Genomic DNA, 23,650 nt, shown 5'->3' on the forward strand with positions numbered 1-23,650 from the left:
TTGGTCGGGCGCCCATTGGCAAGCGTGGAAATCCAGCCTCAGCTTGAATTGCAAGAACAGGACTCCTCAAGTGATCATTCGCACCAAAGGCAAGAGAGCGACGTTTTTGTCTCATGTTGTAATTAAACATCTTCGAGGTATCACGCCTGTGTGACCCTCGGAAATGCTCATGCAAACGCCTCGACTTGTCGGGGCGTTTGCTTGTCTGGGATACTGATTTTCTGTTTCTGGTGATGACATGGAGGTGTGTGGTGAGTGCCAACGATATTCAGGTACGACGTTTTATACCGAGTGATGAATCAGGTGTGTCGGCGTTGATCCTGCCGATCCAGCGTGAAGAGTTCGACATCGCCATTACCGCCGAAGATCAGCCTGATCTGAAAGCGATCCCGGAGTTTTACCAGACCGGCACGGGCGATTTCTGGGTCGCTGTGCAGGGTGATCAAGTGGTCGGAAGCATTGCGCTCAAGGACATTGGTTCAGGGCAGGCCGCGTTGCGCAAAATGTTTGTTGCCGCGCCGTTTCGGGGGCGCGAGTTCTCGGTTGCGGCAAGGTTGTTGAATCGTCTGGTCGAAGAGTCCACAGCAAAGGGCGTAACCGAAGTATTTCTGGGTACGACTGACAAGTTTCTCGCCGCGCACCGGTTCTATGAAAAGCACGGTTTCAGAGAGATCACGAAGGAGGAGCTGCCTGCGAGCTTTCCGTTGATCGCAGTGGATAGCAAGTTCTACGTGCTGGGTCTGAACCCTGATTGATGCCGTGGCTACGGTCGCTCAGCCCAACGGACTAAACCCGCTCGCCGCACTGCAATAGCGTTGGCGGGTGCCTGATTCCGGGAGGCGCTTGCACTGTTCTTTGAAATACACCTTGGCGCCCTTGCGGCATTCCCGGTATTCGATCGAGCCTCTGCGCCAGTTATGGCATACGCTGGTGTCGTCAATTTGATTGCCTGTCACGACCCATTCAGCGACATAGGTGCGCTTCCGGTCCCATTGCCACACGACTGCCGACTCAACAAATTGTGCTGTTGCGAGTCGTGACTGTTGCGTCTGCTGTTGCGCTTTGTATTGGCTCATGTAGCGTGCAGACACCATGCCCTGCGCGGTTGAGCTGTGAACTACCTTTTGGCTTTTCCCGAATCGACAGGCAGCGACTGCCTCGTCGATGAGATTATCAGCACCCATGCACTCCGGCAGCGTCAGGGGTCGTCTCGACGTCTCGGTAGTCGGTGGTTGCGCAAAGTCGGTAACGTCGGCAATAACCGCAGGAGGCATTGCCTGGACGGTCCCCCTTGTTTTTGGAAAATGGCTGTAATGAAACACCCCGTAGCCGCACAGTCCGACGAGTGCCAGCAGCATCAGCAGATTGCGCTGGAACGTAGGTGGCTTCCTTGATGTGTATAGGGGAGCACGCGTGAGCGCGTCCTCCTCGTCGACACTCAAGTCCTCGTACGCGTGACGGTCGCTTTTGTTACCGGGCACTCATGCCTCCTGGGGAGCATACTGAGGTTTCAGGGTGTTGAAGATATCCATGGCCGAGCTGTCCCCCGATGTAATATTGGCCACATAGCTGGCAGGGTATTGGGCTTTTTCTATGGGTGGCAGTTGGTCATAGTGAGCGAGAAGCTCAACCAGCGTTTGCGTGCTTTTGCCGGTTTCGTTGTATTCGTCGACATATCTTTGACAGATGGCCCTTTTCCATACTTGCTCTTGAGCGTAGTTTTCGGAGTACGCAGCATTTCTTTCGTTAATTGTGAAGTCGCTATCTTCGTCGTATATGATCAGCCTCAGTTGATCTTGAGATAACCCCGCGAACGGATTTGCTCCTGACCCGTTTTTGAACGAAGTCGCTTGCCTGGCCCTTTCGAGCAGTGCAGGGTCGTCCGTATCCGGTATCTCTGCATCGTGCAGTTTTCTATTGGAGTAATAACCGTTGCCTGCAATTTTATCACTGATGCTTTTTGCTAGAGAGCCCAAGCTTTTGAAATCAAGACTGCTGTCGCGAGCCTGGGCGCGTGCGGCACTATTGCTCAATTGACTGGACAGTCTCGAGAGGGTGGCGCTGTCAATGGCAGGCTCAGAAGTGAGCTCTTTTAGGCGGGAACTTGTATTCGTGACAGAGGTGCTTTTCGCGACAGTCGTTATTGTGGTGTTATGGGCGAAGTGGGCGACGGATGTCGTATCAATCATGCTGCGTCCTCGCTGCTGAGGCCAATCCATGGCTTTATATTCACTCCCTGTATCGGCCAAGCCAGAGTCAGCTTTAACTTTCCGTTAAAAACGTGCGTGTCAAAATGCGACACGCACGCTCCGGCGCTTATTTCATTGTGAATTCAGCAGCCCACGCGTAAGTGGAAAGATTGGTGGCACGAGACGTCGCGGTGCAGACAGCGCCACCTTCGGAGTTTGCGGTCCGGTTCCACTTTGGCAGCTTGACACCACCCGCACCGGGAAGCTTTATGAAGGTGGTCGAGAATACGCAAACTTTGGAGCCCATGACGTAGCGAACACTGGCGTAGTTTGTATCCGGTGATAGAGTGCTTTGTGTGGAGTAACTATCTGAATCCCCAGGTTGGACGTTTGGTGCAATAGTCGTTCTGGTATTACGCTGAGTCGATAGTTCATTGCGAGTGACGACTTTATACTCTGCCATGTCTGAGCCCAGATTTTTAAATGTTACAGTCACCGGTGGCCCCGCATGCGCAGCAACAGCGGCGCATAGTGTGGCGAGAGCGAAAGAAGTCAGTAAGATTTTTTTGGCTTTCATTGTTGGTAGTTCCTGAATCAAGTAATTAATTTCATATTTTTAAGTAAGGTCAGCGCAAGACGGCACTGCACTATTAATTCGTGGCCGCAGCCTGTCGTCCAGATAAAAACCACTGGTGTGTGAGTGCGGAGGTGTGAGCGCCGTTCTCGTAAAGCATTTTTGATGTAGAAGGTATACAGAGGAAAACCCTGTGGTGAAACACGGGCAGTTCCGCTGGGCGGGTCAGACGAAAAGATTAACTTTTCGCAGTCCGTGATGATGGTTTAGCACGATGGGCGGGAAAGAAAAGTAGGAAACTTCTGATTTTTTGCAAATCAGTTAACTATGATGATTATTCTTGTCTTTTAGTATCCAGCTGGATTAACTGCACGGGCGGAAGTTATGCATGTGCGAATTGGAGCGCCCCACAGAGCTGAAGGGCGCCGCTCTCTACTTCACGTCACTGCATAAAACTTGCGCACATACCTCGTGCTCGTCCATTTACAGGGAGCGCCCTGCGCAACAAATACGGTGTCGCCGGTGTTCACGGTCAGGCTCGGGCCGTTTTCCAGGGTCAATTCGACGCTGCCTTCGATCAGGTTCATCAGTTCGTGGATTTTGTGCGGGCGTGAGATGCGCTCGTAGGGGGTGGAATCCCAGACGCCGATGCGCAGAGTGCTGGCCGTGTCTTCGAACAGGTTATTGCTGCGGCACTGCGGCAGCGCGCTGATCATGATGCTCGGGTCGGGCGGTGAGGACGGTGTGAGCACGGCGAGGCGGTCGAGCGGGACGATGCCGGGCTTATCGGGCCCGCTGGCTTGAGTGGATACGCAGAACGCCCAGAGGCTGTCCGGTTGTGCGTCGATGCGCAGTTGAGTGCCGCGACCGATCACTGCGCTTTCGCCGGTGCTTATGGTGATGCTGTCGGCGCCGGAGGTCAGGGTGACTGCACCGCGATGCATCACCAGCATTTCGGTATAAGGATAGGCTTCCACTGACAGCGACGTGCCTAAATGAACCACTCCGGCAGCGACGCCCTGTTCATCAATGAACGCCGTGCTGCGGCCTTCGTCGAATGGGTCGTGGGCATCGAGTGGGCCGCTGGTGAATGTGGTGTCTACCGGGCTGAGGTCAGCGCGGGCCAATAGCAGGGCTGTGGGTTGGGGCATTGGGGCGGGCTCCTGAAGTTGAAGAGTTGATGATCGTTTCCACGCTCCGCGTGGTAATGCCTCTCGTGACGCTCTGCGTCACATGTTCAAGACCGGACGCAGAGCGTCCAGTACTGCATGCCAACTTCAGAGCATTGGCACGATGATGTTCTTCCGCTATCAACCAATCGCCTGGCTAATCAGCGCAAACTGACGCACGCCCTGGCTAGGTTGCGGGACTGCGCCCATGCTCATGCAGGTCACGCTGTCCACGCGCTTGAGGCCTGCTTCCTCCAGCCAGTCCGCAAGGCCGCAATCGGTGGGGATGTCGATGCGTACAAAGGCGTAAGGCACCTTGGCCAGCAGATGTTCGATCATGTGTCGCGCTTGCTCGACCGACTGCGCAACCACCGGACCGATGCACAGGCCTCGTCCGAATGGGCGCAGCAGCGCAAATGCCTGCAACTGACCGTCGTGCTCAATGCCCACCGCGTATTCGATATTGTTCAACACATCGCCCAGCGTGACCAAGCGATCCATGCCCGAACCGGCGTTGGCCAGTTCCAGCACACGAGGATGGTCGGCTTCGATGAGGACGCGGCAGCTTTCATCGGCCTTCAGTTCGGTTGGTGTCGGTTGTTGCGCCTGGCCCTGACGTTGCTGTATCTCGCCAAAGCTTACAAAACCCATTTTTTCGTACAGCGGCGCGCCGGCCAGCGTCGCGTTGAGCACCGCAGTACGCGGCGCAACGCTGCCGATGGCCAGCTCCATCAACTTGCGGCCAATGCCCTTGCCTTGATAATCGTCGCTGACTATTACCAGGCCGATGGTGGAGAACTCGCCCTGATGGCAGGCGAACGCGCTGCCGATCAAGCGACCATTGTGTAGCGCGACGAAACCCTGAGCGACACGTTGCAGCATGGCCCAGTCTTCAAGCCGGTGCGGCCACTTCAGGGCGATGGACAGTTCATGGGCGTTGCCGACATCGGCTGCGGTCATGGGGCGGTATTCAAAGTCGAGGCGTTGCTGAGCGAGCATGACGTGTCTCCGTCCAGAAGGATGCACAGGCAATAAAAGGTTGCTGCAGATGTTCTGTATCCCACCTGCAGCAATAGGAGACAAGAGGTTGGCGAGCATTCGGCAGATTCCACAAACCGCCGTTCGCCAGACCACAGTTACTGCTTAAAACGGTCGAAGGCCCGGCAGCAAATGCTTATGGTTTTTCGTGCGGATAACGCTCTTTATATAGCAGCGGGTTTTTGCTTCTTGCCGATCATCGATAGCGGCGCAGTTTCTGCGGCGCAAACGCCCGCGTTTGAGCCTGAGCGCCCTGAAAAGGGTCAAAAAAGCGCCAGAAACCGGGGGCTGCCCAAGGCTGGAGCGCCCCGCAAAGTCTGCTGAGCGCACGCCTCAAAACGGTGGTTTCTATCAAGCAGCCATCACTTTTAACGCCATATGCTGATTTCACGGTGTTGTAATGAGGGTGTGCTGCAGCGTGCATCACCGCCCTTCAGACGAGGCCGGACTGTGCGTCATGCCATGCCCTCAACGAACTTTCAGGACCGCACACAATGAGCTTTCTTCGACCAAAATTCATTACGTTCGACTGCTACGGCACGTTGACCAATTTCCACATGGGCACCATGACGCGCGAGCTGTTCGCCGACCGCGTTCCGGCTGAACAGATGGACCAGTTCGTCAAAGACTTCTCGGCGTATCGCCTGGATCAGGTCATGGGTGACTGGATGCCTTACGACGAAATTCTGAAAGAGGCTCTGGCGCGCACCTGCAAGCGTTGGAACGTTGAGTACCGTGAAGAGGGCCAGTTGTACTACGACGCAGTGCCAACCTGGGGGCCGCATGCCGATGTCCCGGCCGGCCTGTCGAAAATCGCCGACAAGATCCCTCTGGTGATTTTCTCCAACGCCAGCGACAGCCAGATCATGTCCAACGTCGAAAAGCTCGGCGCGCCGTTCCACAAGGTGTTTACCGCTGAACAGGCCAAGGCCTACAAGCCGCGTCTGGCGGCTTTCGAGTTCATGCTCGACAACCTGGGTTGCGGCCCGGAAGACATCTTGCATGTCTCTTCCAGCTTCCGTTACGACCTGTTCTCGGCACATGACATGAAAATCAGGAACAAGGCGTTTGTGGCACGCGGTCACGAACAACCTGCCAACAGCTCCTTTGAGTACCACCAGATCCCGGACATCGGCGGTCTGGCCGGTCTGGTCGGCCTCTGACCGAACAGGCTGAGCCAACAGCAATACCGGCATTTTTCAAGGTGCTCATCCATGAGTGACAAGGGGAACAAAATGCGCAGTGAGTCCTACTGGCTCGATACAGCTCCAGATTTTACCGGCGCGCAGGATGGCGCGGTGGAGGGGCAGGCTGACGTGGTGGTGGTCGGTGGCGGTTTTACCGGTCTTGCGGCAGCGCGTGCATTGGCCTTGAAAGGTGCCAGCGTGGTGGTTCTGGAATCAGGTCGAGTGATCGGCGAAGCCTCTGGCCGCAATGGCGGGCAGTGCAACACCGGTGTGGCTCAGGACTATGCTTCGCTGAGCGCCAGCCTGGGTGCCGAGCAGGCGCGCGATTATTACAAGGCTTACGAAAGTGCAGTGCAGAGCGTCGTTAATGTGATCGAGCAGGAAAGTATCGCCTGCGACATCAAGCGCAACGGCAAGCTCAAGTTGGCGGCCAAGCCAGGACATTACGAAGGACTGGCCCGTACTTGCGAGTTGATTCGTCGTGAGGTCGATGCCGACGTCGAACTGCTGTCGGCTCAGGACGTACGCAGCGAAATTGGTTCAAATGAGTTTCACGGTGGCCTGTTGCAACGCAACGGCGTGCAGATCCACGTCGGACGTTTTGGCCTGGGGCTGGCGGATGCTGCGGTGCGGCATGGCGCTCGGGTGTATCAGGACGCGACGGTCAAGGACTGGAAAGCCAACCGCGGTGGTTTCGTGGTCAACACATCGAAGGGCTCTATTCAGGCCGGCCAAGTGCTGCTCGCCACGGGTGCCTGCCAGCATGGCGGCCTGGGCTGGTATCGCCGCCGTATCGTACCGGTGGGCAGTTTCGTGATTGTCACCGAAGTATTGCCGCAGGCGCTGATCAACCAATTGTTCCCCAACCAGCGCGCTTACGTGACCAGCCGTCTGATCGGCAACTACTTTCGGCTCACCCCGGATAACCGGTTGCTGTTCGGCGGGCGGGCACGCTTTGCGATGTCCAACAGCAGCTCCGACGCCAAGAGTGGCAAGGTGCTGCAAGCGGCGATGGTGCAGATGTTTCCGCAACTGGCCCACGTCAAGGTCGACTACTGCTGGGGTGGTCTGGTGGACATGACGTCCGACCGTTTGCCGCGTGCAGGCGAGCACGGCGGAGTCTTCTACTCGATGGGTTACAGCGGTCATGGCGTGCAGATGTCAGTACACATGGGCCAGGTGATGGCCGAGGTCATGGAAGGCAAGGCCCAGGCTAACCCCTGGAAGGACCTGAGCTGGCCAGCGATCCCCGGCCACTTCGGCAAGCCCTGGTTTCTTCCTCTGGTCGGCGCCTACTATCGCTATCAGGACAGTCGCCACTGAGTTTTTGTTTAACCGTCGTCGTGTGCGCATGAAGGATGCTCCGGCCCGCCGTGAGCAACTCGGAATTTCCCCTTTTCGACAGGTAGAACTGATATGGCTGACAAAAAAAACGACTCCCCGTTGATCTCAGGTGAAGACAGCCTGCGTGTTTTCGAGGGGCTCAATCGTGGTCTGTCGCGTCGTGACGCACTGCGTATGCTGGGTGTTGCCGGTGTGGTCGCGGCTGGCTCCAGCAGCCTGTTCGGCGCGGCGGGCAAGGTTTTTGCCGAAGACGCGGATGCGCCGGTCAAAGGCAAGCCAGGCGGCCGCATTCGTGTGGCGGGCATGTCCAGCTCCACGGCCGATACGCTTGACCCGGCCAAAGGTGCGCTGTCCACCGACTACGTTCGCCATTTCATGTTCTACAACGGCCTGACCCGCTTCGACAGCCATCTGGTTCCGCACATGGAACTGGCCGAGAAGATCGAAAGCGACAACGCCACCGTCTGGACGGTGACCCTGCGTCAAGGCGTGACCTTTCATAACGGCAAGGCCCTGACCGCTGGCGACGTGGTGTTCTCGTTGTCGCGTCACAAGGACCCGGCCACCGGCTCGAAAGTGTTGCCGCTGATGGCGCAGTTCTCCGAGATCAAGGCCACCGGCCCGATGGAAGTGCAGATCACCCTCAGCTCGCCAAACGCCGAGCTGCCCTCGATCCTCGCGGTCTCGCACCTGCTGATCGTGCCCGAAGGCACCACCGACTTCAGCAAGGGCATAGGCACCGGTCCGTTTACCGTCAAGGAGTTCAACCCAGGCGTGCGTTCGGTCAGCGCGCGCAACCCCAACTACTGGAAGCCGGGCCTGCCGTACCTGGACGAGATCGAATTCATCGCCATTGCCGACGAGCCATCGCGTGTCAACGCGCTGTTGTCCGGCGATGTGCACATGATCAACGAGGTCAACCCGCGTTCCACCACGCGCATTGCCGCCAGCACTACGCACCGCGTAGTGGATGCGCCGTCCGGCAACTACACCGATCTGATCATTCGTCAGGACCAGATGCCCGGCAAAAGCCCGGAATTCACCGAGGCCATGAAATACTTGCTGGACCGTGAACAGGTCAAATCGGCAGTGTTCCGTGGCTATGCCCGCGTGGGGAACGACCATCCGATCTCGCCCGGCTCGCGCTACTTCAACGCTGACCTGCCGCAGCGTGCTTACGATCCGGAGAAGGCCAAATTCCTCCTCAAGAAAGCCGGCATGGAAAAGATCACCATGGCGGTGGCGGCATCGCCTGCCGCCACTGGATCGGTAGACATCGCCGTGCTGCTGCAACAGTCGGCCAAGCAGGCTGGCCTGACCCTCAACGTCAACCGGCTGCCGAGCGATGGCTACTGGTCCAACCACTGGATGAAGCACCCGCTGAGCTTCGGCAACATCAACCCGCGTCCGAATGCCGACGTGATCTTCTCGCAATTCTTCCAGTCCACTGCACCGTGGAACGAATCTGGCTGGAAGAATGATCAGTTCGATCAGTTGCTGATGCTGGCCCGTGGCGAAACCGACGATGCCAAGCGCGCCAAGATGTACGGCGACATGCAAACGCTGGTCAGTCAGAACTGCGGCATCGGCATTCCCGTGTTCATCAGCAACATCGATGGCGTGGACAAGCGTATCCAGGGCTATTCCAGCAACCCGCTGGGCGGCTTCATGGGCTACATGTTCAGCGAGCAGGTGTGGCTGGACGCGTAACTGAAACGCTGAACCGAGCGGGAGGAAGCAGATGAATAGCAACACAATCTGGTTGATCGTGCAGCGCTTCGGCGCGGCGATCGTGACGTTGTTGATCGTTTCCATCGTGGTCTTCGCCATTACGGCGGTGCTGCCTGGAGACGCAGCACAACAGGCTCTTGGGCAATTCGCGACGCCTGAACAGGTCGCGGCATTGCGTACAAAACTGGGCCTGGATCAGCCAGGTGTGGTGCGTTACCTGCTTTGGTTGAGCAACCTGCTCGGTGGCGACCTCGGTGAGTCGGTGTCCAACGCGATGCCGGTTTCCGAGCTGATTGCCGGACGCTTCCCAAAGACCCTGATGCTGTCGGCAACGACTGCGCTGGTTTCGGTTCCGGTCGCGCTGGCACTGGGCATTGGTGCCGCGATGTATCGCGGCAGTCGCCTGGATGGTGCGCTGAATTTCATCACGCTGACCCTGGTGGCAGTGCCCGAATTTCTGGTGGCAACGCTGGCGGTGCTGATTTTTGCCGTCAACCTGGGCTGGCTGTCGGCTTTGTCGTATGGCGGGGATGTCAGTTCGCCTTGGCAGTTCATGCGCACCTATGCCTTGCCGGTGATGACGCTGTGCTGCGTGATCGTCGCGCAGATGGCGCGCATGACACGCGCCGCGGTCATCGACCAGTTGGACAGTCCTTATGTGGAAATGGCCCGGCTCAAGGGTGTCAGTCCGGTCCGAATCGTGTTGCGTCACGCCTTGCCCAACGCTATCGGGCCGATTGCCAACGCCGTGGCGCTGAGTCTTTCCTATCTGCTGGGCGGGGTGGTCATCGTTGAAACCATCTTCAACTATCCCGGCATCGCCAGCCTGATGGTTGATGCCGTGACCAACCGCGACATGGCGCTGGTGCAGGGCTGCACCATGCTGTTCTGCGCCGCTTACCTGGGTCTGGTGCTGATGGCCGACCTGTGTGCAATTCTTTCCAACCCGAGGCTGAGAACCCAATGACTGAATTCATTGCGAAATCGACGCCCGTTGCGCCGCAACCGGTGCCTCGCAAAAAAACCGTCCGCCCGACGTCGTGGCTGGGCCTGCTGGGCGCAACGGTGTGCTTCATCTGGCTGATGGTCGCGGTGTTCGGACCCGGGCTCGCACCACATCCGGTGGGTGAAGTAGTCTCCGACAACATGTTTGAAAACATCAGCGCGGCCTTTCCGTTCGGCACGGATTACCTGGGCCGCGACATGCTCAGCCGGGTGCTGGTCGGCGCGCGCTTCACAGTCGGGCTGGCATTGATCTCTGCCGTGCTGGCCAGCGGCATAGGCACTTTGTGTGCGCTGCTGTCAGTCGTCGCGCCCAGATGGCTGGACGAAATTATCAGCCGCCTGATGGACGCCTTCATTTCGATCCCGAGCAAGATGTTGGCGCTGATCATGGTGTCGGCGTTCGGCTCGTCCGAAGTGTTGCTGATCTGCACGGCAGTACTCAGTTACACGCCGGGGGCATTTCGTATTGCGCGGAGCCTGGCAGTGAACATCGAGGCGCTGGAATACGTGCAAGTGGCGCGTACGCGCGGTGAAGGTCGCGTGTACATCGCCTGCCGGGAGATCCTGCCGAACATGCTCAACCCGGTTTTGACCGACCTGGGGCTGCGTTTCGGTTTCATCGTGTTACTGCTCAGCGGCATGAGCTTTCTAGGCCTCGGTGTGCAACCGCCTGACGCCGATCTGGGTTCGCTGGTACGCGAGAACATCGGTGGGCTCAGTCAAGGCGCTCCCGCCATCGTGATTCCGGCGCTGGCGATCGGCACGCTGACCATCGGTGTGAACCTGTTCATCGACCGGCTGGCCTCACGGCGCGGTCGCCGTTCGGGAGGGCATTGATATGAGCCAGTTGATTCGTGTGCAAGACCTGCGTGTGGTCGCCGACAGCGACCATGGCGAACTGGAGATCGTCAAAGGCGTCAGCTTCGCGCTGGAAAAAGGCGAAGTGCTGGCGTTGATCGGCGAGTCCGGCTCCGGCAAGACCACCATCGCGTTGGCGCTGTTGGGTTACGCCCGGCGCGGCTGCAAACTGGCAGGCGGCGTGGTTCAAGTCGGCGAGCACGACATGCTCAGCCTTCCCGAGAGCCAGTTGCAGGGCTTGCGTGGCAACCGCGTTTCCTACATCGCACAGAGCGCCGCAGCGGCTTTCAACCCGGCGAAAAAGCTGATTGATCAAGTGATCGAGGGCGCTCTGATTCATGGCTTGGGCAGCCGTGCAGCATTGGAAACCAAGGCCATCGAACTGTTCCGCGACCTGGCGCTGCCCAACCCGGACACTATTGGCCAGCGTTACCCGCATCAAGTCTCGGGTGGTCAGTTGCAACGGGTGATGGCGGCGATGGCGCTGATCAGCGATCCGTTGCTGGTGATCCTCGACGAGCCGACGACTGCGCTGGACGTCACCACACAGATCGATGTGCTGCGCGCCTTCAAGCGTGTGGTGCGCGAGCGCGGTGCGACCGCGGTTTATGTCTCCCATGACCTGGCCGTCGTGGCGCAGATGGCCGACCAGATCGTGGTGCTCAACGGCGGGCAGATTATCGAAACCAGCAGCACCGCAACGCTGCTCACGGGGCCGGAACAGGAATACACCCGCAGCCTGCTGGCGGCGGCGCGCCCAGACAAAGTGTTGACTCCGGCCAGCGACGTGGTCAAGGACAGCACACTGTTGACCATCAAAGGCCTGACCGCAGGCTACGGCAAAAAGAACGTTCAAGGCATGCCGATGATTCGCGTGCTGGAGGACATCGACCTGACCATTCGTCGTGGCCAGGCTATCGGTATTATCGGTGAGTCAGGTTCGGGCAAATCGACGCTGGCCCGTGTGGTCGCCGGTTTGCTGGACCCGGCGCTGGGCAGCCTGACGTTCGACGGTGCGGAGTTGTCCGGCACTCTGGCAGGCCGTACCGAAGAGCAGTTCCGGCGCATTCAGATGGTGTTCCAGAATGCCGACACCGCACTCAACCCGATGCACAGCATCAGCGCGATTCTTGCCCGGCCGCTGAAGATGTACTTCGGCCTCAAGGGCAAGGCGTTGAATGAGCGCATCGGCGAACTGATGGATCTGGTGCGGCTGCCTCGCGAACTCGCCGAGCGGCGTCCCAACGAACTCTCTGGCGGCCAGAAACAGCGCGTCAACCTGGCCCGCGCGCTGGCGGCCAAGCCGGACCTGATCCTGTGCGATGAAGTGACCTCGGCGCTGGATACCGTGGTCGGCGCGTGCATCCTCGAACTGCTCGGCGAACTGCGCCGCAAGCTGGGTGTTTCCTACCTGTTCATCAGCCACGATATATCCACTGTCCGTGCGCTGTGCGACGACATCGTGGTGATGTACAGCGGCCACAAGGTCGAAGAGGGCAGCCGCGAAGCCTTCAGCCGCGTGCCATTCCATCCGTATACCGACTTGCTGGTGCATTCGGTGCCGGAATTGCGTCAGGGCTGGCTGGAAAGCTGCGGCGTGGCCAGCGGCAAGCTGCCGCCGATCAGCGCGCCTGCTGATAATCCTGAGCTGTGTACCTTCCTCAACCGCTGCCCGGCGCGGGTTGAAGGCTTGTGCAACAAGAACGCTCCGAGCCGTCGCCGGATCGCAGGTGGCAGTGAAATCCTTTGCCATCGCGACAGCGACGAGCTGCAAGCCGTACAGGAGAACGTTAATCCTGTGACCGTGGGAGCCTACGCATGAGTGGCCGGTTTGTGAGGCTGGGCGAACGTGATCGCCCGGTTGTGAGCCTGATGGTCGATGGTGCGCCCATCGAAGCCCTGCAGGGCGACACCCTCATGGTGGCGCTGCTGACCCGCAAAGCGACGCTGCGCCAGTCCGAATTCGATTCGGGGCGACGTGCGGGGTTTTGCCTGATGGGCGCCTGCCAGGATTGCTGGGTCTGGACCCGCAGCGGCGAGCGCCTGCGCGCCTGTTCCAACGAAGTTCGCGACGGGCTCGATATCGTCACCACCCAGCCGGAGGCGAAATGGCCACTTCTTCACGGTTAGACGTTCAGAACCCCGCCGGCCCGCGAGTCGTCATCATTGGCGCCGGTCCGGCGGGCACCCGTTGTGCGGAAACCCTGCTGGCTGCGGGCATCAAGCCGATCCTGATCGATGAAAACCGCCGCGACGGCGGGCAGATCTATCGCCGCCAGCCGCAAGGCTTCAAGCGTGATTATTCGGCGCTGTACGGCACCGAAGCGGCCAAGGCGCGTGACCTGCACGAAAGCTTCGACCGCTTGCGCAAACAGATCGACTATCGCCCCGATACCCTGGCCTGGAACCTGACACAGGGTGAGCTGTGCTGCGCCAGCCAAGGCGTGCATACGGTGGTCGAATACGACGCATTGATACTGTGCGCCGGTGCCACCGACCGGCTGATGCCGATCAAGGGCTGGCAACTGGCAGGTACCTACAGCCTCGGCGGCGCGCAGATTGCGCTCAAATCGCAGTCGGTCTCCATTGGCAGCCGCGTGGTGTTCATGGGCAGCGGCCCGTTGCTTTATCTGGTCGCCAGTCAGTACGTCAAAGCCGGTGCCGACGTGGCTGCGGTGCTCGACACTTCACCGTTCAGCAAACGCATTGGCGCGATGCCCAAATTGCTTGCGCGTCCCGGTCTGCTGTTCAACGGCATGAAACTGCTGGCTCAGCTGTACAGCGCCAAAGTGCCGGTTCACCTGGGCGTGCAGCCCGAGGAAATCATTGGCAGCGAACAGGACGGCGTGACCGGTGTTCGGGTGAAGCTTGCCAATGGCAACTCGCTGACCATTGATTGCGATGCATTGGCGCTGGGTTATCACCTGCGTCCCGAAACCCAACTGGCTGATCTGGCCGGATGCGGGCTGCGCTTCGACGACGCATCCGGGCAATGGGTGCTGGCGGTCGACGAAGAGGGCCGCACCTCCGTCAAAGGCGTTTATGCCGCTGGCGATGGCGCGAAAATTCGCGGCGCCGATGCTGCCGAGCAGGCCGGTCGGTTGGTGGCGATGGCATTGCTGGACGATCTCGGCCGACCTGTGGATAACTCACGCCGCGAAGAAGTGCGCAAGAATCTGCTGGTCATGGACCGCTTCCGCGTCGGCCTGGCCGAAGCGTTTCCCTGGCCTGCCGCTCAGGCGGCGGCGCTGCCCGATGAGGCGATTGTCTGCCGCTGTGAAATGATCAGCGCGGGCGAGCTACGCGGTGTGGTGCGGGAAAAGGGCGCCTGCGAAGTCAACCGTGCCAAGGCGTTCAGCCGCGTCGGCATGGGCCGTTGCCAGGGACGTTACTGCTCGCAGGCCGGTGCCGAAGTGATCGCCGCCGAAGCCGGCGTGCCGGTCGAACAGGTCGGTCGCCAGCGTGGTCAGGCTCCAGTCAAACCGTTGTCGATGCTGGTGGACGAGGTGGTGTCATGAGACAGCCGAAAGTTGATGTGCTGATTGTCGGTGGCGGCTTCATGGGCTCGGCGTCGGCGTTCTTTCTGCGCCAGCGTGGCCAGTCGGTGACGTTGCTGGAGCGCGATGTGATAGGCCAGTACGCCAGCGGCGTGAACTTCGGCAATGTGCGGCGCCAGGGCCGTCACCTGGGCCAGTTGGAGCTGGCCAATCGCTCAAGAGCGTTATGGCAGAAGCTGCCGGAGCTGATCGGGGAAGACCTGGAATTCCTGCCCAGTGGCCATATGCGCGTCTGCTACCGGGAGGATGAAATTCCTGAGCTGGAGGCCTACGCAGCCGCCCCCGAAGCGCAGGCGCTGGACCTGAAAATCTATCGTGGCAAGGAACTGCACGAGCGCTTCCCGTTTCTCGGGCCGGACGTGAAGGGTGGCTCCTACGCGCCACACGATGGTCACGCCAACCCGCGTCTGGCCGCACCTGCCTTTGCCCGCGCCGCCATTCGTGCCGGTGCGCGGATCGAAGAGCGTACTGAAGTTGCGCATGTCGATAAGGTCGGTAACGAATTTGAAGTCACGACAACTGATGGGCGTATCTTCACCGCTGATCAATTGCTTATCACCGCTGGCGCCTGGGGGCAGAAACTTTCTGCACAGTTCGGCGAGCCAGTGCCGCTGGACACTCACGGCCCGCAGATGGCGGTGACCGAACCGGTGCCTTACGCGCTGCCGACAGTGATCGGTGTGTTCACTAAAATCCCTCACGAAGTGATTTATTTCCGGCAGATCGCACGCGGCAATATCGTCATCGGCGGTGGCTTTCGCAGCAAGCCGGACATGGCCAATCGCCGAGCGTATGTCGAGCCACGCAGCATCATCAATCAGTTGCAGCAGATGCGTCGCTTGCTGCCTGGTGTCGGCAACCTGAACATCATCCGCGTGTGGAGCGGTATCGAAGGATACACGCCGGATTCCCTGCCGGTGATGGGTCGCAGTGGCAAGGTCGACGGGCTGTTCTATGCGTTCGGCTTCTGCGGTCACGGCTTCCAGCTCGGTCCTGGCGTGGGTGATGTGATGGCTGAACTGATCAGCACCGGTAGCACCAGCACCTCGATCAGCCCATTTGACATTCGCCGTTTTGATGTCTTCACCGAACAAGCGAGTAAAGCCTCATGAGCCCACGCGCACTGGAAATCCTCAAGCGTCTGATTGCCTTCGACACCGTGTCATCAGAGCCGAACATGGCGTTGATCGAATACGTTCGCGAGCTACTGGCGAGCAAGGGTATCGAGTCTTTGATCGTCAAGGACGAAACCGGCAAGAAGGCCAATCTGTTCGCCAGCACCGGGCCCAGAGACGTGCCGGGAGTGCTGCTTTCCGGTCATACCGATGTAGTGCCGGCTGCCGGTCAGGCGTGGACGATGCCCCCGTTTCAGGCGACCCTGCGCGACGGGCGTATTTATGGTCGTGGCACCTGCGACATGAAGGGGTTTATCGCGCTGGCGATCGACGCGATGCTCAATGCGGCGGACATGAACCTGCTAAGGCCATTGCAACTGGCTTTGTCCCACGATGAAGAAATCGGCTGTGTCGGCGTACGGCGCCTGCTGGATGTACTGCACCTCGCACCGGTACGTCCGTTCTTGTGCGTAGTGGGCGAACCCACGCTGATGCAGTTTGCCGTCGGGCACAAAGGCAAGGCGTCCTATCGTACTTTCTGCCGCGGTCAGGAAGCGCATTCTTCACTGGCACCCCGTGCGGTCAATGCAATTCATCTGGCCAGCGATTTCATCACCGAGCTGCGCAACAGCCAGAAGCAGATCGAGCGGCAGGGTGCACGTGACGAGGGCTACGACATCCCTTACAGCACCGTGCACATCGGGCGTATCGATGGCGGCAAGGCGCTGAATATTGTGCCCAATCTTTGCACCCTGGAATTCGAGTACCGCAACCTGCCGGGGGACAATCCCGAGCTGTTGCTGGAGCAACTGCGCGAGCGTGCCGAGGTGCTGGTACGCGAAGCGCGGCAGCTGTCGGGCGTGGCCGCCATCGAGATCGAAGTCATGAATGAGTATCCGGCGCTGGAGACCCATCCGAGCGTCGAAGCGGTGCGCATGCTGCACGCGTTTGCCGAACCGGGTACGCAGCACATCAAGGTTTCCTACGGCACCGAAGGCGGGCTGTTTGCCGGGCGGCTCAACGTGCCGGTGGTGGTGTGCGGGCCGGGTTCCATCGAGCAGGCGCACAAGCCGGATGAGTTCATCGACGAGAGTCAGATGGACGCGGGCGAGCGCTTTTTGCAGAGTTTGCTGGGCTCGCTGAAGCAGTAGAGGCTGCCGTCCGGGCGCGAATTTCAGCATCGGACGCTGCCGTTATTCTGCTTTCAGCATCCTCGACTGTGGCGTCTGCCTAGACTGGCAGTCATCCCGCAACAGGACTCGATCACCATGCTCAAGAATCAGTTGAAAGACCCCAGCCTGCTGGTGGACCGCGCCTATGTCGATGGGCAATGGATCAGCGCTGACGATGGTGCAACGCTGACCATCAGCGACCCGGCGACCGGCGAAATGATTGCGCAGGTCCCGGCCCTGCAAGGCGTCGAAACCCGGCGTGCCATCGAAGCGGCTGATCGGGCCTGGCCTGCCTGGCGTGCCCGTCCTGCCGCCGAACGTGCGGCCCTGCTGGAGCGCTGGCATCAGGCGATGCTCGACAACGTCGAAGACCTGGCGCTGATCATGACCCTGGAGCAGGGCAAGCCGCTGAACGAGTCGCGTGGCGAGATTCGCTATGGCGCGAGCTTCGTCAAATGGTTCGCCGAAGAGGCGCGTCGTTCCTACGGCGAAACCATCCCGACGCCCAGTGCAGATCGTCGTTTGATGACGCTCAAGCAGCCTGTCGGGGTCTGCGCCGCGATCACACCGTGGAACTTCCCCAACGCGATGATCACCCGCAAGTGCGCGCCAGCCCTGGCCGCAGGTTGCCCGATCATCGTCAAGCCTTCGGACCTCACGCCACTGTCGGCACTGGCGCTGGCAGTGCTGGCCGAGCGTGTGGGCATTCCTGCCGGGGTGTTCAACGTGGTCACCGGCATGCCGACCGGCATCGGTGAAGAACTGACCGGCAACCCGGTGGTGCGCAAGATTTCCTTCACCGGTTCGACTCAGGTCGGCCGCTTGCTGATGCGTCAGAGCGCAGAGCACATCAAGCGCCTGAGCCTTGAGCTGGGTGGCAACGCGCCTTTTATCGTTTTCGATGATGCCGATCTGGAGCAGGCGGTAGCAGGCATCATGCTCAGCAAATTCCGCAACGCCGGGCAGACCTGCGTGTGCGCCAACCGGATTCTGGTGCAGAATGGGATCTACGATCGTTTCGCTGCGCGGCTGGTGGAAGAGGTCGCCAGACTCAAGGTTGGCAACGGTCTGGAAGAGGGCGTGACCATCGGCCCGCTGATTAACCCGGCAGCGGTCAGCAAGGTTGCCCGGCACATCGACGACGCGCTGAGTCAGGGCGCGAAGTTGTTGTACGGCGAACGTCCCGGTGGCGATAACCAGTTCGTTCAGCCAACCGTGTTGGGCGATACCCATGCGGGCATGCTGCTGGCCAACGAAGAAACCTTCGGCCCTGTCGCCCCGCTGATGCGCTTCACCGATGAAGCCGAGGCGCTGGCATTGGCCAACGCTACGCCTTATGGCCTGGGCGCGTACTACTTCACCCAGGACCTGCGCCGCTCATGGCGTTTCGGCGAAGCGCTGGAGTTCGGCATGGTCGGCCTCAACACCGGCATCATCTCCATGGAAGTTGCCCCGTTCGGTGGCATCAAACAGTCCGGCCTGGGCCGTGAAGGCTCAAGTTACGGGCTGGATGAGTACCTGGAAGTGAAGGCGTTTCATGTCGGCGGTCTGTAAGCCGGGATGAGTGCGCGTAGCGCCAAAGGTCGCCTCTACTCGTTAGTAGGGGCGATCTACCTGCTGTGCAGCCCTGCTGTCTCTCTGGGTCAATAGATCCGATGCAAGGGTGTAATCCTTCTGGAAGGCCGGGCTTTCGATCCACTCGATGGCGGTGTCTTCGTCCTCATCGTGATACATGGCGCGATACACGATCAGCAAGCCCATCATGAAGTCCGTGGCGGGGTCTTCTTCCTCTTCGGAAATCACCAGTGCCAACACCGGGTACTGCAGGAAAACCACGCACAGCGCCAACTGACTGATGGCTTCGGCAGCATTCATGGCCACGAACAGGTCATCGTAGTCAGCAGGGTCGAAGCCGTTCTCGACGATGTCCGGGAAGTCGAAGGTATTGAGGTCGAGCTCTACATCATCAAACGGCTGATTGACCAGCGCAGAGGCGAATACCGGATGGACCAGGCGAGTCGGGGAGTTGCCCGAACGGTTCTGCTTGGCTTTGATCTTCGCGCGTTTGGCACGTTTCTGCTGCTTGTCTGGCGAGGCCATGAGCGGTCCTTTGGCGGGCGGTGTGGGGCAATGGCGACTATTGAAACGCAGAAGCAGGCAATAACCAAGGTCTGGCCGCAAATAGCGCAATGCCGGGCAATAAAAAACCCGCATTGCGCGGGTTTGATTATTTCCGGGTTATCAACGCGTCAACGTTTACCCGGCTTCGAAAACGCCTCGGCTTCATCCATGCGATTGGCAAACATACTGACCGCCTCGACAGCATCGCTCGCGCCGTCCCGAATTTGCACGATCACCTGCCCGGCCTGATCCGCCAGCGTCACGCCCCGGTTGGCACCCTCCTGGGTGGCGCTCATGCTGGCTACGGCTTCGCGCGTTTCGGCGAGGATCTTGCCGATCATCTCGGCAATTTCCGTGGTCGAGCCGCTGGTGCGGCCTGCAAGCTGACGAACTTCATCGGCCACCACCGCAAACCCGCGACCCTGATCACCCGCCCGGGCAGCCTCGATGGCGGCGTTGAGTGCCAACAGGTTGGTCTGATCCGCGATGCCACGAATGGTGTTGACGATAGCGGTGATCTGCTCGGACCGATCACCCAACTGACTCACCAGCCTTGCCGAAGCACCGATGTTTTCGGCAATCTGGCGCATCTCCCGCGCAGTGTCCTGAATGACCAGGGTGCCCTGCTCGGCCACTTTCTCGGTTTCTGCCGAAATATGGTAAGCCCGCGAGGCGCCGTGCGCGTCAGCATCCTGCTTTTCAACCCGTGCGCTAATGTCGCTGGCGAACTTCACCACTTTGTAGAGCTTGCCCTCGACATCAAATACCGGGTTGTAGGTCGCCTCCAGCCACACCACCCGGCCGTTCTTGCCGATCCGCTTGAACTGCCCGCCGACAAACTCGCCATGGTTCAGCTTGCGCCAGAAGTCGGTGTACTCAGGGCTGTTGACCAGCGACGGTTCGCAGAACGATCGGTGGTGTTTGCCTTTGATTTCATTCAGCACATAACCCATGACGCTGAGGAAGTTGCTGTTGGCGGCGATCACATTGCCAGCAGGGTCGAACTCACAAATAGCCATGGCGCGATCAACCGCGGCCAGCTTGCTGCGGGTCTCGTTTTCGAGCATGACCTGCGAGGTGACATCCAGCGCGTATTTGACGACTTTGAACACTTTGCCCTGCGCATCGCTGACCGGGTTGTAACTGGCCTCCAGCCAGACGTTGTTGCCGCTCTTGTTAAGGCGCTTGAATTTTCCGGAGATGAATGTGCCCGCCCGCAAAGAAGCCCAGAGATCTGTGTATTCACGGCTGCGGAGCAGTTCGGGTTCGCACAAGTCCCGGTGTGTCTTGCCTGCAAGTTCTTCTGACCGGTAGCCCATCGTCGCGAGAAAGTTATCGTTGGCGCGAAGGATCTTGCCATCAACGTCCATCTCGACGACAGCCATCGATCTTTCCAGCGCGTTTGTCAGTCCTTTGAGCGTATCTACCTCAGCCTTCATGGCGGTCAGTTCAGCCTTGCTCTTATTTCCGAACATAACGTACCCCTGGTGTTTTTACGGACGGATTGCTATCAGGCTATCGACATAAATTGTCGCGACATTAATTTGTCAGGAGGCAAAGCAGACAGGCGGGTCAAGGTCTTTTCTACGTCAAAAAACTGTACGTTCGTGAAACGCATCGTATTTGAGAGGTGAGTTTGTTGAACACTTTACAGCGGGGGTGGCAGCTGATCTCCGTTTGCCAAATGGCAGACAAAGAAAAGCCCGCGATGGGGGAGCGGGCTTAAGGATTCACACTTGGGAGCAGCTCTACAATGACGTGTTGGCTGTGAAAAGTTTGTGAAGGGTTTTCACTGTTTTCACTTTTTTTCCGGCTGAATGGTATTGGTCACTTCAGACGTTGGCACGAAGGTCTTCGACTCTTCGGCAGCCGCTTCCTTGGACGCCGCTTTATCCTTCGCTGCTTCGGTGTTCTCTTTGGCAGCCTCGTTCACCTTGTCCTGAGCAGATTCCATCTTCTCCTGGGATTTTTCCTGGTGAGCCTGAGCATCCTGCGCTTTCTGTTCGGACTTGCTGTCGCAGGCAGCCAGACCCAGAGTGGCGGCGATGATGAGGGCAGAGGCAGTTAACTTGAGCACGGAATGTTCCTTCAGATGGCAAATGTAGGGCTTCGAGGGCGAGCGAGAGGAGTTAGTTCAATGGGATGGGGCGGCTGCGGCTCTAGCCGGGGGGGCTTGATGCCGAATGCGGCTTCGATCAGAGGTTCAAGGGCAGTTTATAAAACGTGTGGATTCAAACAACGATGGTGTGGGGGTAGGCGTGCATGGCGCTGTAGTGCGTGACCAGGCTAATGCCTTCTGCAAGCGCTTGAGCAACCATAATTCGGTCAAATGGATCACGATGATGATTTGGCAGGGTGGCAACAGCCAGTCCGTGAGCAGACGTGATGGGTAGCTCCAGATAACCTGCGTCGATCAGTTCCTTGCGCAGTAGTGCAGGATTCACGCCTGTGCGCTCTGCACCTTTTATCGTCAGTTCCCATATGCTCGCGGCACTGAAATACAGGGTGTTGGCCTCATTGTCTATAAGTTGGGCGGCAGCCTCGGAGAGCTTGGTATCACCGGTTGCAGCCCATATCAGAATGTGTGTATCGAGCAGCAGCTTCATTCCTTGCCCTCAAAAAGCTCTGCAATTTCGGTATCCATGGCATCCGAGGCTTCGGCATCGAATGTCACGTGGCTCAACATTCCTCTCCGCTTGGGTGCAGAGATGGGAACGAGCTTGGCCACAGGTATGCCTGCCTTGGCGATAATGATGGTTTCGCCACCGGCAGCTGCATCGACAAGTTGCGAGAAGTGGGTTTTGGCTGCGTGGATGTTATGGGTTTGCATGACTGAGCCTCCGGTTTACGTAGTGCCCTAGCTTGGTCCAGCTGGTGGACTAAGTAAAGAGCGTTACGTCCGATGAATGCGTGAGACATGATTTTTTGACTCGGAACCCAGTCGAGTCAAAAAGATCAGGCCAAAAACCCCAGACAACAAAAAGCCCGCACGAGGCGGGCTTCTTGTGTGTTTTCAGGTGTGCTTGGCATCACCTGAAAACGAAAGGTGGTGCCCAGAGACGGAATCGAACCGCCGACACGGGGATTTTCAATCCCCTGCTCTACCGACTGAGCTATCTGGGCAACGGGGCGCATTAAACGTGTTTTTCAGGAGGTCGTCAAGCGTGTTTTTTCAAAAAATTGAATTATTACCGACGCTTACGACCTTCACCGCGTGAAAGGCTTTATTTTTCGGGGGGAACGTAGCCTTCGGCCTGGGCGTATTCTTCGCCTGAGAGGAACTTGTCCATCTCGGTCTGGAGGAATTTGCGGTCCTCGGCGTTCATCATGTTCAGGCGACGCTCGTTGATCAGCAGGGTCTGGTGTTTCTGCCAGTCGGCCCAGGCTTTCTGCGAAACGTGGTTGAAGATGTCTTCACCCTTGGCGCCAGGGTATGGGGCGCGTTCCAGGCCAGGCAGTTCTTCTTTGTATTTGCGGCACATTACGGTGCGGGTCATGACGACTCTCCTGCGTTCAATACGTCGGCTGCGCGTTTGAGCAGCTTTTTCACCGGGGCCGCAAGGCCCAGGCGTGGCGGGGTGGCGAGGTTATACCAGAGCCAGTCGGCCTCGGCCACGTGATCGGCTGACTCCTGGACTTCGATCAGCCAGGGCTCGATGCTCAACTGGAAGTGGCTGAAGGTGTGGATCAGGCCCGGCAGTTCGTGGTGTTCGCCCAGTTCCAATGCGTGTTGTGCTGCCAGGTGCTTCAGGTCTGCAAAGTCGTCCAGCTCCGGCAGGCTCCACAGTCCGCCCCACAAGCCGCTGGAAGGACGACGGTAGAGCAGAATCGCGCCATCGCGGTTGGCGAGCATTGGCATGAGCGTGCGCTTCTGCGGGACGGTCTTGCGTGGCTTGGGGATCGGGTAGCGGGTTTCCAGGCCCAGCATGTGCGCCTGACAGCCGCGCTCCAGCGGGCAAAGCAGGCAGCTGGGTTTACTGCGGGTGCAGAGCGTGGCGCCGAGGTCCATCATTGCCTGTGTGTAGTTGTTGACCCGGCTGTGCGGTGTGAAGCGCTCGGCGGTGGCCCACAGTTGTTTGGCGACCTTGGGTTCGCCGGGATAGCCCTCTTGCGCGGTAAAGCGCGCCAGCACCCGTTTGACGTTGCCATCCAGGATGGGCGCACGAATACCCATGCTCAGGCTGGCGATTGCGCCTGCGGTGGACAGGCCGATACCGGGCAGCAGAATCAGTTTTTCGACGTCGCGGGGAAACTCGCCGTCGTGATCGGCGACGACGATTTTTGCGGTCTTTTGCAGGTTACGGGCGCGGGTGTAGTAACCCAGCCCGGTCCACAGGTGCAGCACTTCGTCTTCAGGCGCGTCAGCCAGCGCCTGCACGGTCGGCAGGGCCTCCATGAAGCGCTCGAAGTAGTTCAGGACGGTGCTTACCTGGGTCTGTTGCAGCATGATTTCCGATACCCAGACCCGATAGGGCGTGATGCCTTGTTGCCAGGGCAAGTCGTGTCGGCCATGACGGTCGTACCAGTCCAGCACGGCGCTGGAGAATTGTTCAGGTTGCATGGCCTGGAGGGCTCTCGTCGTCGGAATGT

The 23,650-nt window shown here is 59.0% G+C and carries 24 protein-coding genes, 1 tRNA gene and 1 pseudogene; 12 read left to right on the forward strand and 14 right to left on the reverse strand.

Annotation, left to right across the window (positions count from 1 at the left end; translation table 11 throughout):
* Positions 1–251: 251 nt before the first annotated feature.
* Positions 252–755, forward strand: coding sequence for a GNAT family N-acetyltransferase (locus N018_RS00850; RefSeq protein WP_025388610.1), 504 nt, complete (start codon positions 252–254; stop codon positions 753–755).
* Between the two features lie 18 nt (positions 756–773).
* Here N018_RS00850 and N018_RS00855 read toward each other — a convergent pair whose 3' ends face one another.
* The 5 genes from N018_RS00855 to N018_RS00870 form a co-directional block, all read right to left on the reverse strand.
* Positions 774–1,358, reverse strand: coding sequence for a hypothetical protein (locus N018_RS00855; RefSeq protein ID WP_038401649.1), 585 nt, complete (start codon positions 1,356–1,358; stop codon positions 774–776).
* A gap of 123 nt (positions 1,359–1,481) precedes the next feature.
* Positions 1,482–2,189: a hypothetical protein gene (locus N018_RS00860; protein ID WP_025388612.1), complete on the reverse strand. Its 708-nt coding sequence runs from the start codon at positions 2,187–2,189 to the stop codon at positions 1,482–1,484.
* Positions 2,190–2,316: 127 nt separating this feature from the next.
* Positions 2,317–2,766, reverse strand: coding sequence for a hypothetical protein (locus N018_RS25900; protein ID WP_080274774.1), 450 nt, complete (start codon positions 2,764–2,766; stop codon positions 2,317–2,319).
* A 434-nt stretch (positions 2,767–3,200) separates the two neighbouring features.
* Positions 3,201–3,914, reverse strand: a complete 714-nt coding sequence (locus N018_RS00865; RefSeq protein WP_024643523.1) for a cupin domain-containing protein — start codon at positions 3,912–3,914, stop codon at positions 3,201–3,203.
* A gap of 159 nt (positions 3,915–4,073) precedes the next feature.
* On the reverse strand, positions 4,074–4,931 hold the full coding sequence (locus tag N018_RS00870) for a GNAT family N-acetyltransferase (RefSeq protein WP_025388613.1): 858 nt from the start codon (positions 4,929–4,931) through the stop codon (positions 4,074–4,076).
* Positions 4,932–5,464: 533 nt separating this feature from the next.
* On the opposite strand from N018_RS00870, the gene N018_RS00875 reads away from it, so the two are divergent.
* The 11 genes from N018_RS00875 to N018_RS00925 all read left to right on the forward strand — a co-directional run bounded on the left by N018_RS00875 (position 5,465) and on the right by N018_RS00925 (position 18,493).
* Complete coding sequence (locus N018_RS00875; protein ID WP_024643740.1) at positions 5,465–6,133, forward strand: haloacid dehalogenase type II; 669 nt, start codon at positions 5,465–5,467, stop codon at positions 6,131–6,133.
* Positions 6,134–6,205: 72 nt separating this feature from the next.
* Positions 6,206–7,480, forward strand: coding sequence for an NAD(P)/FAD-dependent oxidoreductase (locus N018_RS00880; RefSeq protein ID WP_025388614.1), 1,275 nt, complete (start codon positions 6,206–6,208; stop codon positions 7,478–7,480).
* Positions 7,481–7,573: 93 nt separating this feature from the next.
* A complete protein-coding gene (locus tag N018_RS00885; RefSeq protein WP_025388615.1) occupies positions 7,574–9,211 on the forward strand; it encodes an ABC transporter substrate-binding protein in 1,638 nt (545 codons plus the stop codon).
* A gap of 31 nt (positions 9,212–9,242) precedes the next feature.
* On the forward strand, positions 9,243–10,199 hold the full coding sequence (locus tag N018_RS00890) for an ABC transporter permease (RefSeq protein ID WP_024646339.1): 957 nt from the start codon (positions 9,243–9,245) through the stop codon (positions 10,197–10,199).
* Complete coding sequence (locus N018_RS00895) at positions 10,196–11,074, forward strand: ABC transporter permease (RefSeq protein WP_025388616.1); 879 nt, start codon at positions 10,196–10,198, stop codon at positions 11,072–11,074. The genes N018_RS00890 and N018_RS00895 overlap by 4 nt, the downstream gene beginning before the upstream one ends.
* Before the next feature lies 1 nt (position 11,075).
* A complete protein-coding gene (locus N018_RS00900; RefSeq protein ID WP_025388617.1) occupies positions 11,076–12,917 on the forward strand; it encodes an ABC transporter ATP-binding protein in 1,842 nt (613 codons plus the stop codon).
* Positions 12,914–13,225 carry a (2Fe-2S)-binding protein gene (locus tag N018_RS00905; RefSeq protein ID WP_024646342.1) on the forward strand — a complete coding sequence of 104 codons (312 nt, stop codon included), beginning with the start codon at positions 12,914–12,916 and terminating at the stop codon, positions 13,223–13,225. The genes N018_RS00900 and N018_RS00905 overlap by 4 nt, the downstream gene beginning before the upstream one ends.
* Positions 13,204–14,613 carry an NAD(P)/FAD-dependent oxidoreductase gene (locus N018_RS00910; RefSeq protein WP_025388618.1) on the forward strand — a complete coding sequence of 470 codons (1,410 nt, stop codon included), beginning with the start codon at positions 13,204–13,206 and terminating at the stop codon, positions 14,611–14,613. Before N018_RS00905 ends, N018_RS00910 begins: the two co-directional genes overlap by 22 nt.
* Positions 14,610–15,764, forward strand: a complete 1,155-nt coding sequence (locus N018_RS00915; protein WP_025388619.1) for an NAD(P)/FAD-dependent oxidoreductase — start codon at positions 14,610–14,612, stop codon at positions 15,762–15,764. Before N018_RS00910 ends, N018_RS00915 begins: the two co-directional genes overlap by 4 nt.
* Complete coding sequence (argE, locus tag N018_RS00920) at positions 15,761–16,918, forward strand: acetylornithine deacetylase (protein WP_025388620.1); 1,158 nt, start codon at positions 15,761–15,763, stop codon at positions 16,916–16,918. The genes N018_RS00915 and argE overlap by 4 nt, the downstream gene beginning before the upstream one ends.
* Before the next feature lie 117 nt (positions 16,919–17,035).
* The gene (locus tag N018_RS00925; RefSeq protein ID WP_025388621.1) at positions 17,036–18,493 is read left to right on the forward strand and encodes an NAD-dependent succinate-semialdehyde dehydrogenase; all 1,458 of its coding nucleotides are present in this window, start codon (positions 17,036–17,038) and stop codon (positions 18,491–18,493) included.
* A gap of 42 nt (positions 18,494–18,535) precedes the next feature.
* On the opposite strand, the gene N018_RS00930 is transcribed toward N018_RS00925, so the two are convergent.
* The 9 genes and pseudogenes from N018_RS00930 to mutY form a co-directional block, all read right to left on the reverse strand.
* A complete protein-coding gene (locus N018_RS00930) occupies positions 18,536–19,039 on the reverse strand; it encodes a hypothetical protein (RefSeq protein ID WP_025388622.1) in 504 nt (167 codons plus the stop codon).
* 149 nt (positions 19,040–19,188) lie between these two features.
* Complete coding sequence (locus N018_RS28470; RefSeq protein WP_418903499.1) at positions 19,189–19,695, reverse strand: methyl-accepting chemotaxis protein; 507 nt, start codon at positions 19,693–19,695, stop codon at positions 19,189–19,191.
* A gap of 69 nt (positions 19,696–19,764) precedes the next feature.
* Positions 19,765–20,535 (reverse strand): annotated as a pseudogene (locus N018_RS28475) (PAS domain-containing protein); the annotation flags it as partial.
* Between the two features lie 323 nt (positions 20,536–20,858).
* On the reverse strand, positions 20,859–21,137 hold the full coding sequence (locus N018_RS00940) for a hypothetical protein (RefSeq protein WP_010433117.1): 279 nt from the start codon (positions 21,135–21,137) through the stop codon (positions 20,859–20,861).
* A 154-nt stretch (positions 21,138–21,291) separates the two neighbouring features.
* Positions 21,292–21,666, reverse strand: a complete 375-nt coding sequence (locus N018_RS00945) for a type II toxin-antitoxin system VapC family toxin (protein ID WP_025388624.1) — start codon at positions 21,664–21,666, stop codon at positions 21,292–21,294.
* On the reverse strand, positions 21,663–21,890 hold the full coding sequence (locus N018_RS00950; protein ID WP_024672620.1) for a type II toxin-antitoxin system Phd/YefM family antitoxin: 228 nt from the start codon (positions 21,888–21,890) through the stop codon (positions 21,663–21,665). The genes N018_RS00945 and N018_RS00950 overlap by 4 nt, the downstream gene beginning before the upstream one ends.
* Positions 21,891–22,107: 217 nt before the next feature.
* Positions 22,108–22,183, reverse strand: a tRNA-Phe gene (locus N018_RS00955).
* Between the two features lie 101 nt (positions 22,184–22,284).
* The gene (locus N018_RS00960; protein WP_002555777.1) at positions 22,285–22,557 is read right to left on the reverse strand and encodes an oxidative damage protection protein; all 273 of its coding nucleotides are present in this window, start codon (positions 22,555–22,557) and stop codon (positions 22,285–22,287) included.
* Positions 22,554–23,621 (reverse strand): A/G-specific adenine glycosylase, encoded by a 1,068-nt coding sequence (gene mutY / locus N018_RS00965; protein ID WP_024646351.1) that lies wholly within the window; start codon positions 23,619–23,621, stop codon positions 22,554–22,556. Before mutY ends, N018_RS00960 begins: the two co-directional genes overlap by 4 nt.
* Between the last annotated feature and the right edge of the window lie 29 nt (positions 23,622–23,650).

This window comes from Pseudomonas syringae CC1557 (genome assembly GCF_000452705.1).
GTDB classification, from domain to species: Bacteria; Pseudomonadota; Gammaproteobacteria; order Pseudomonadales; family Pseudomonadaceae; genus Aquipseudomonas; species Aquipseudomonas syringae_F.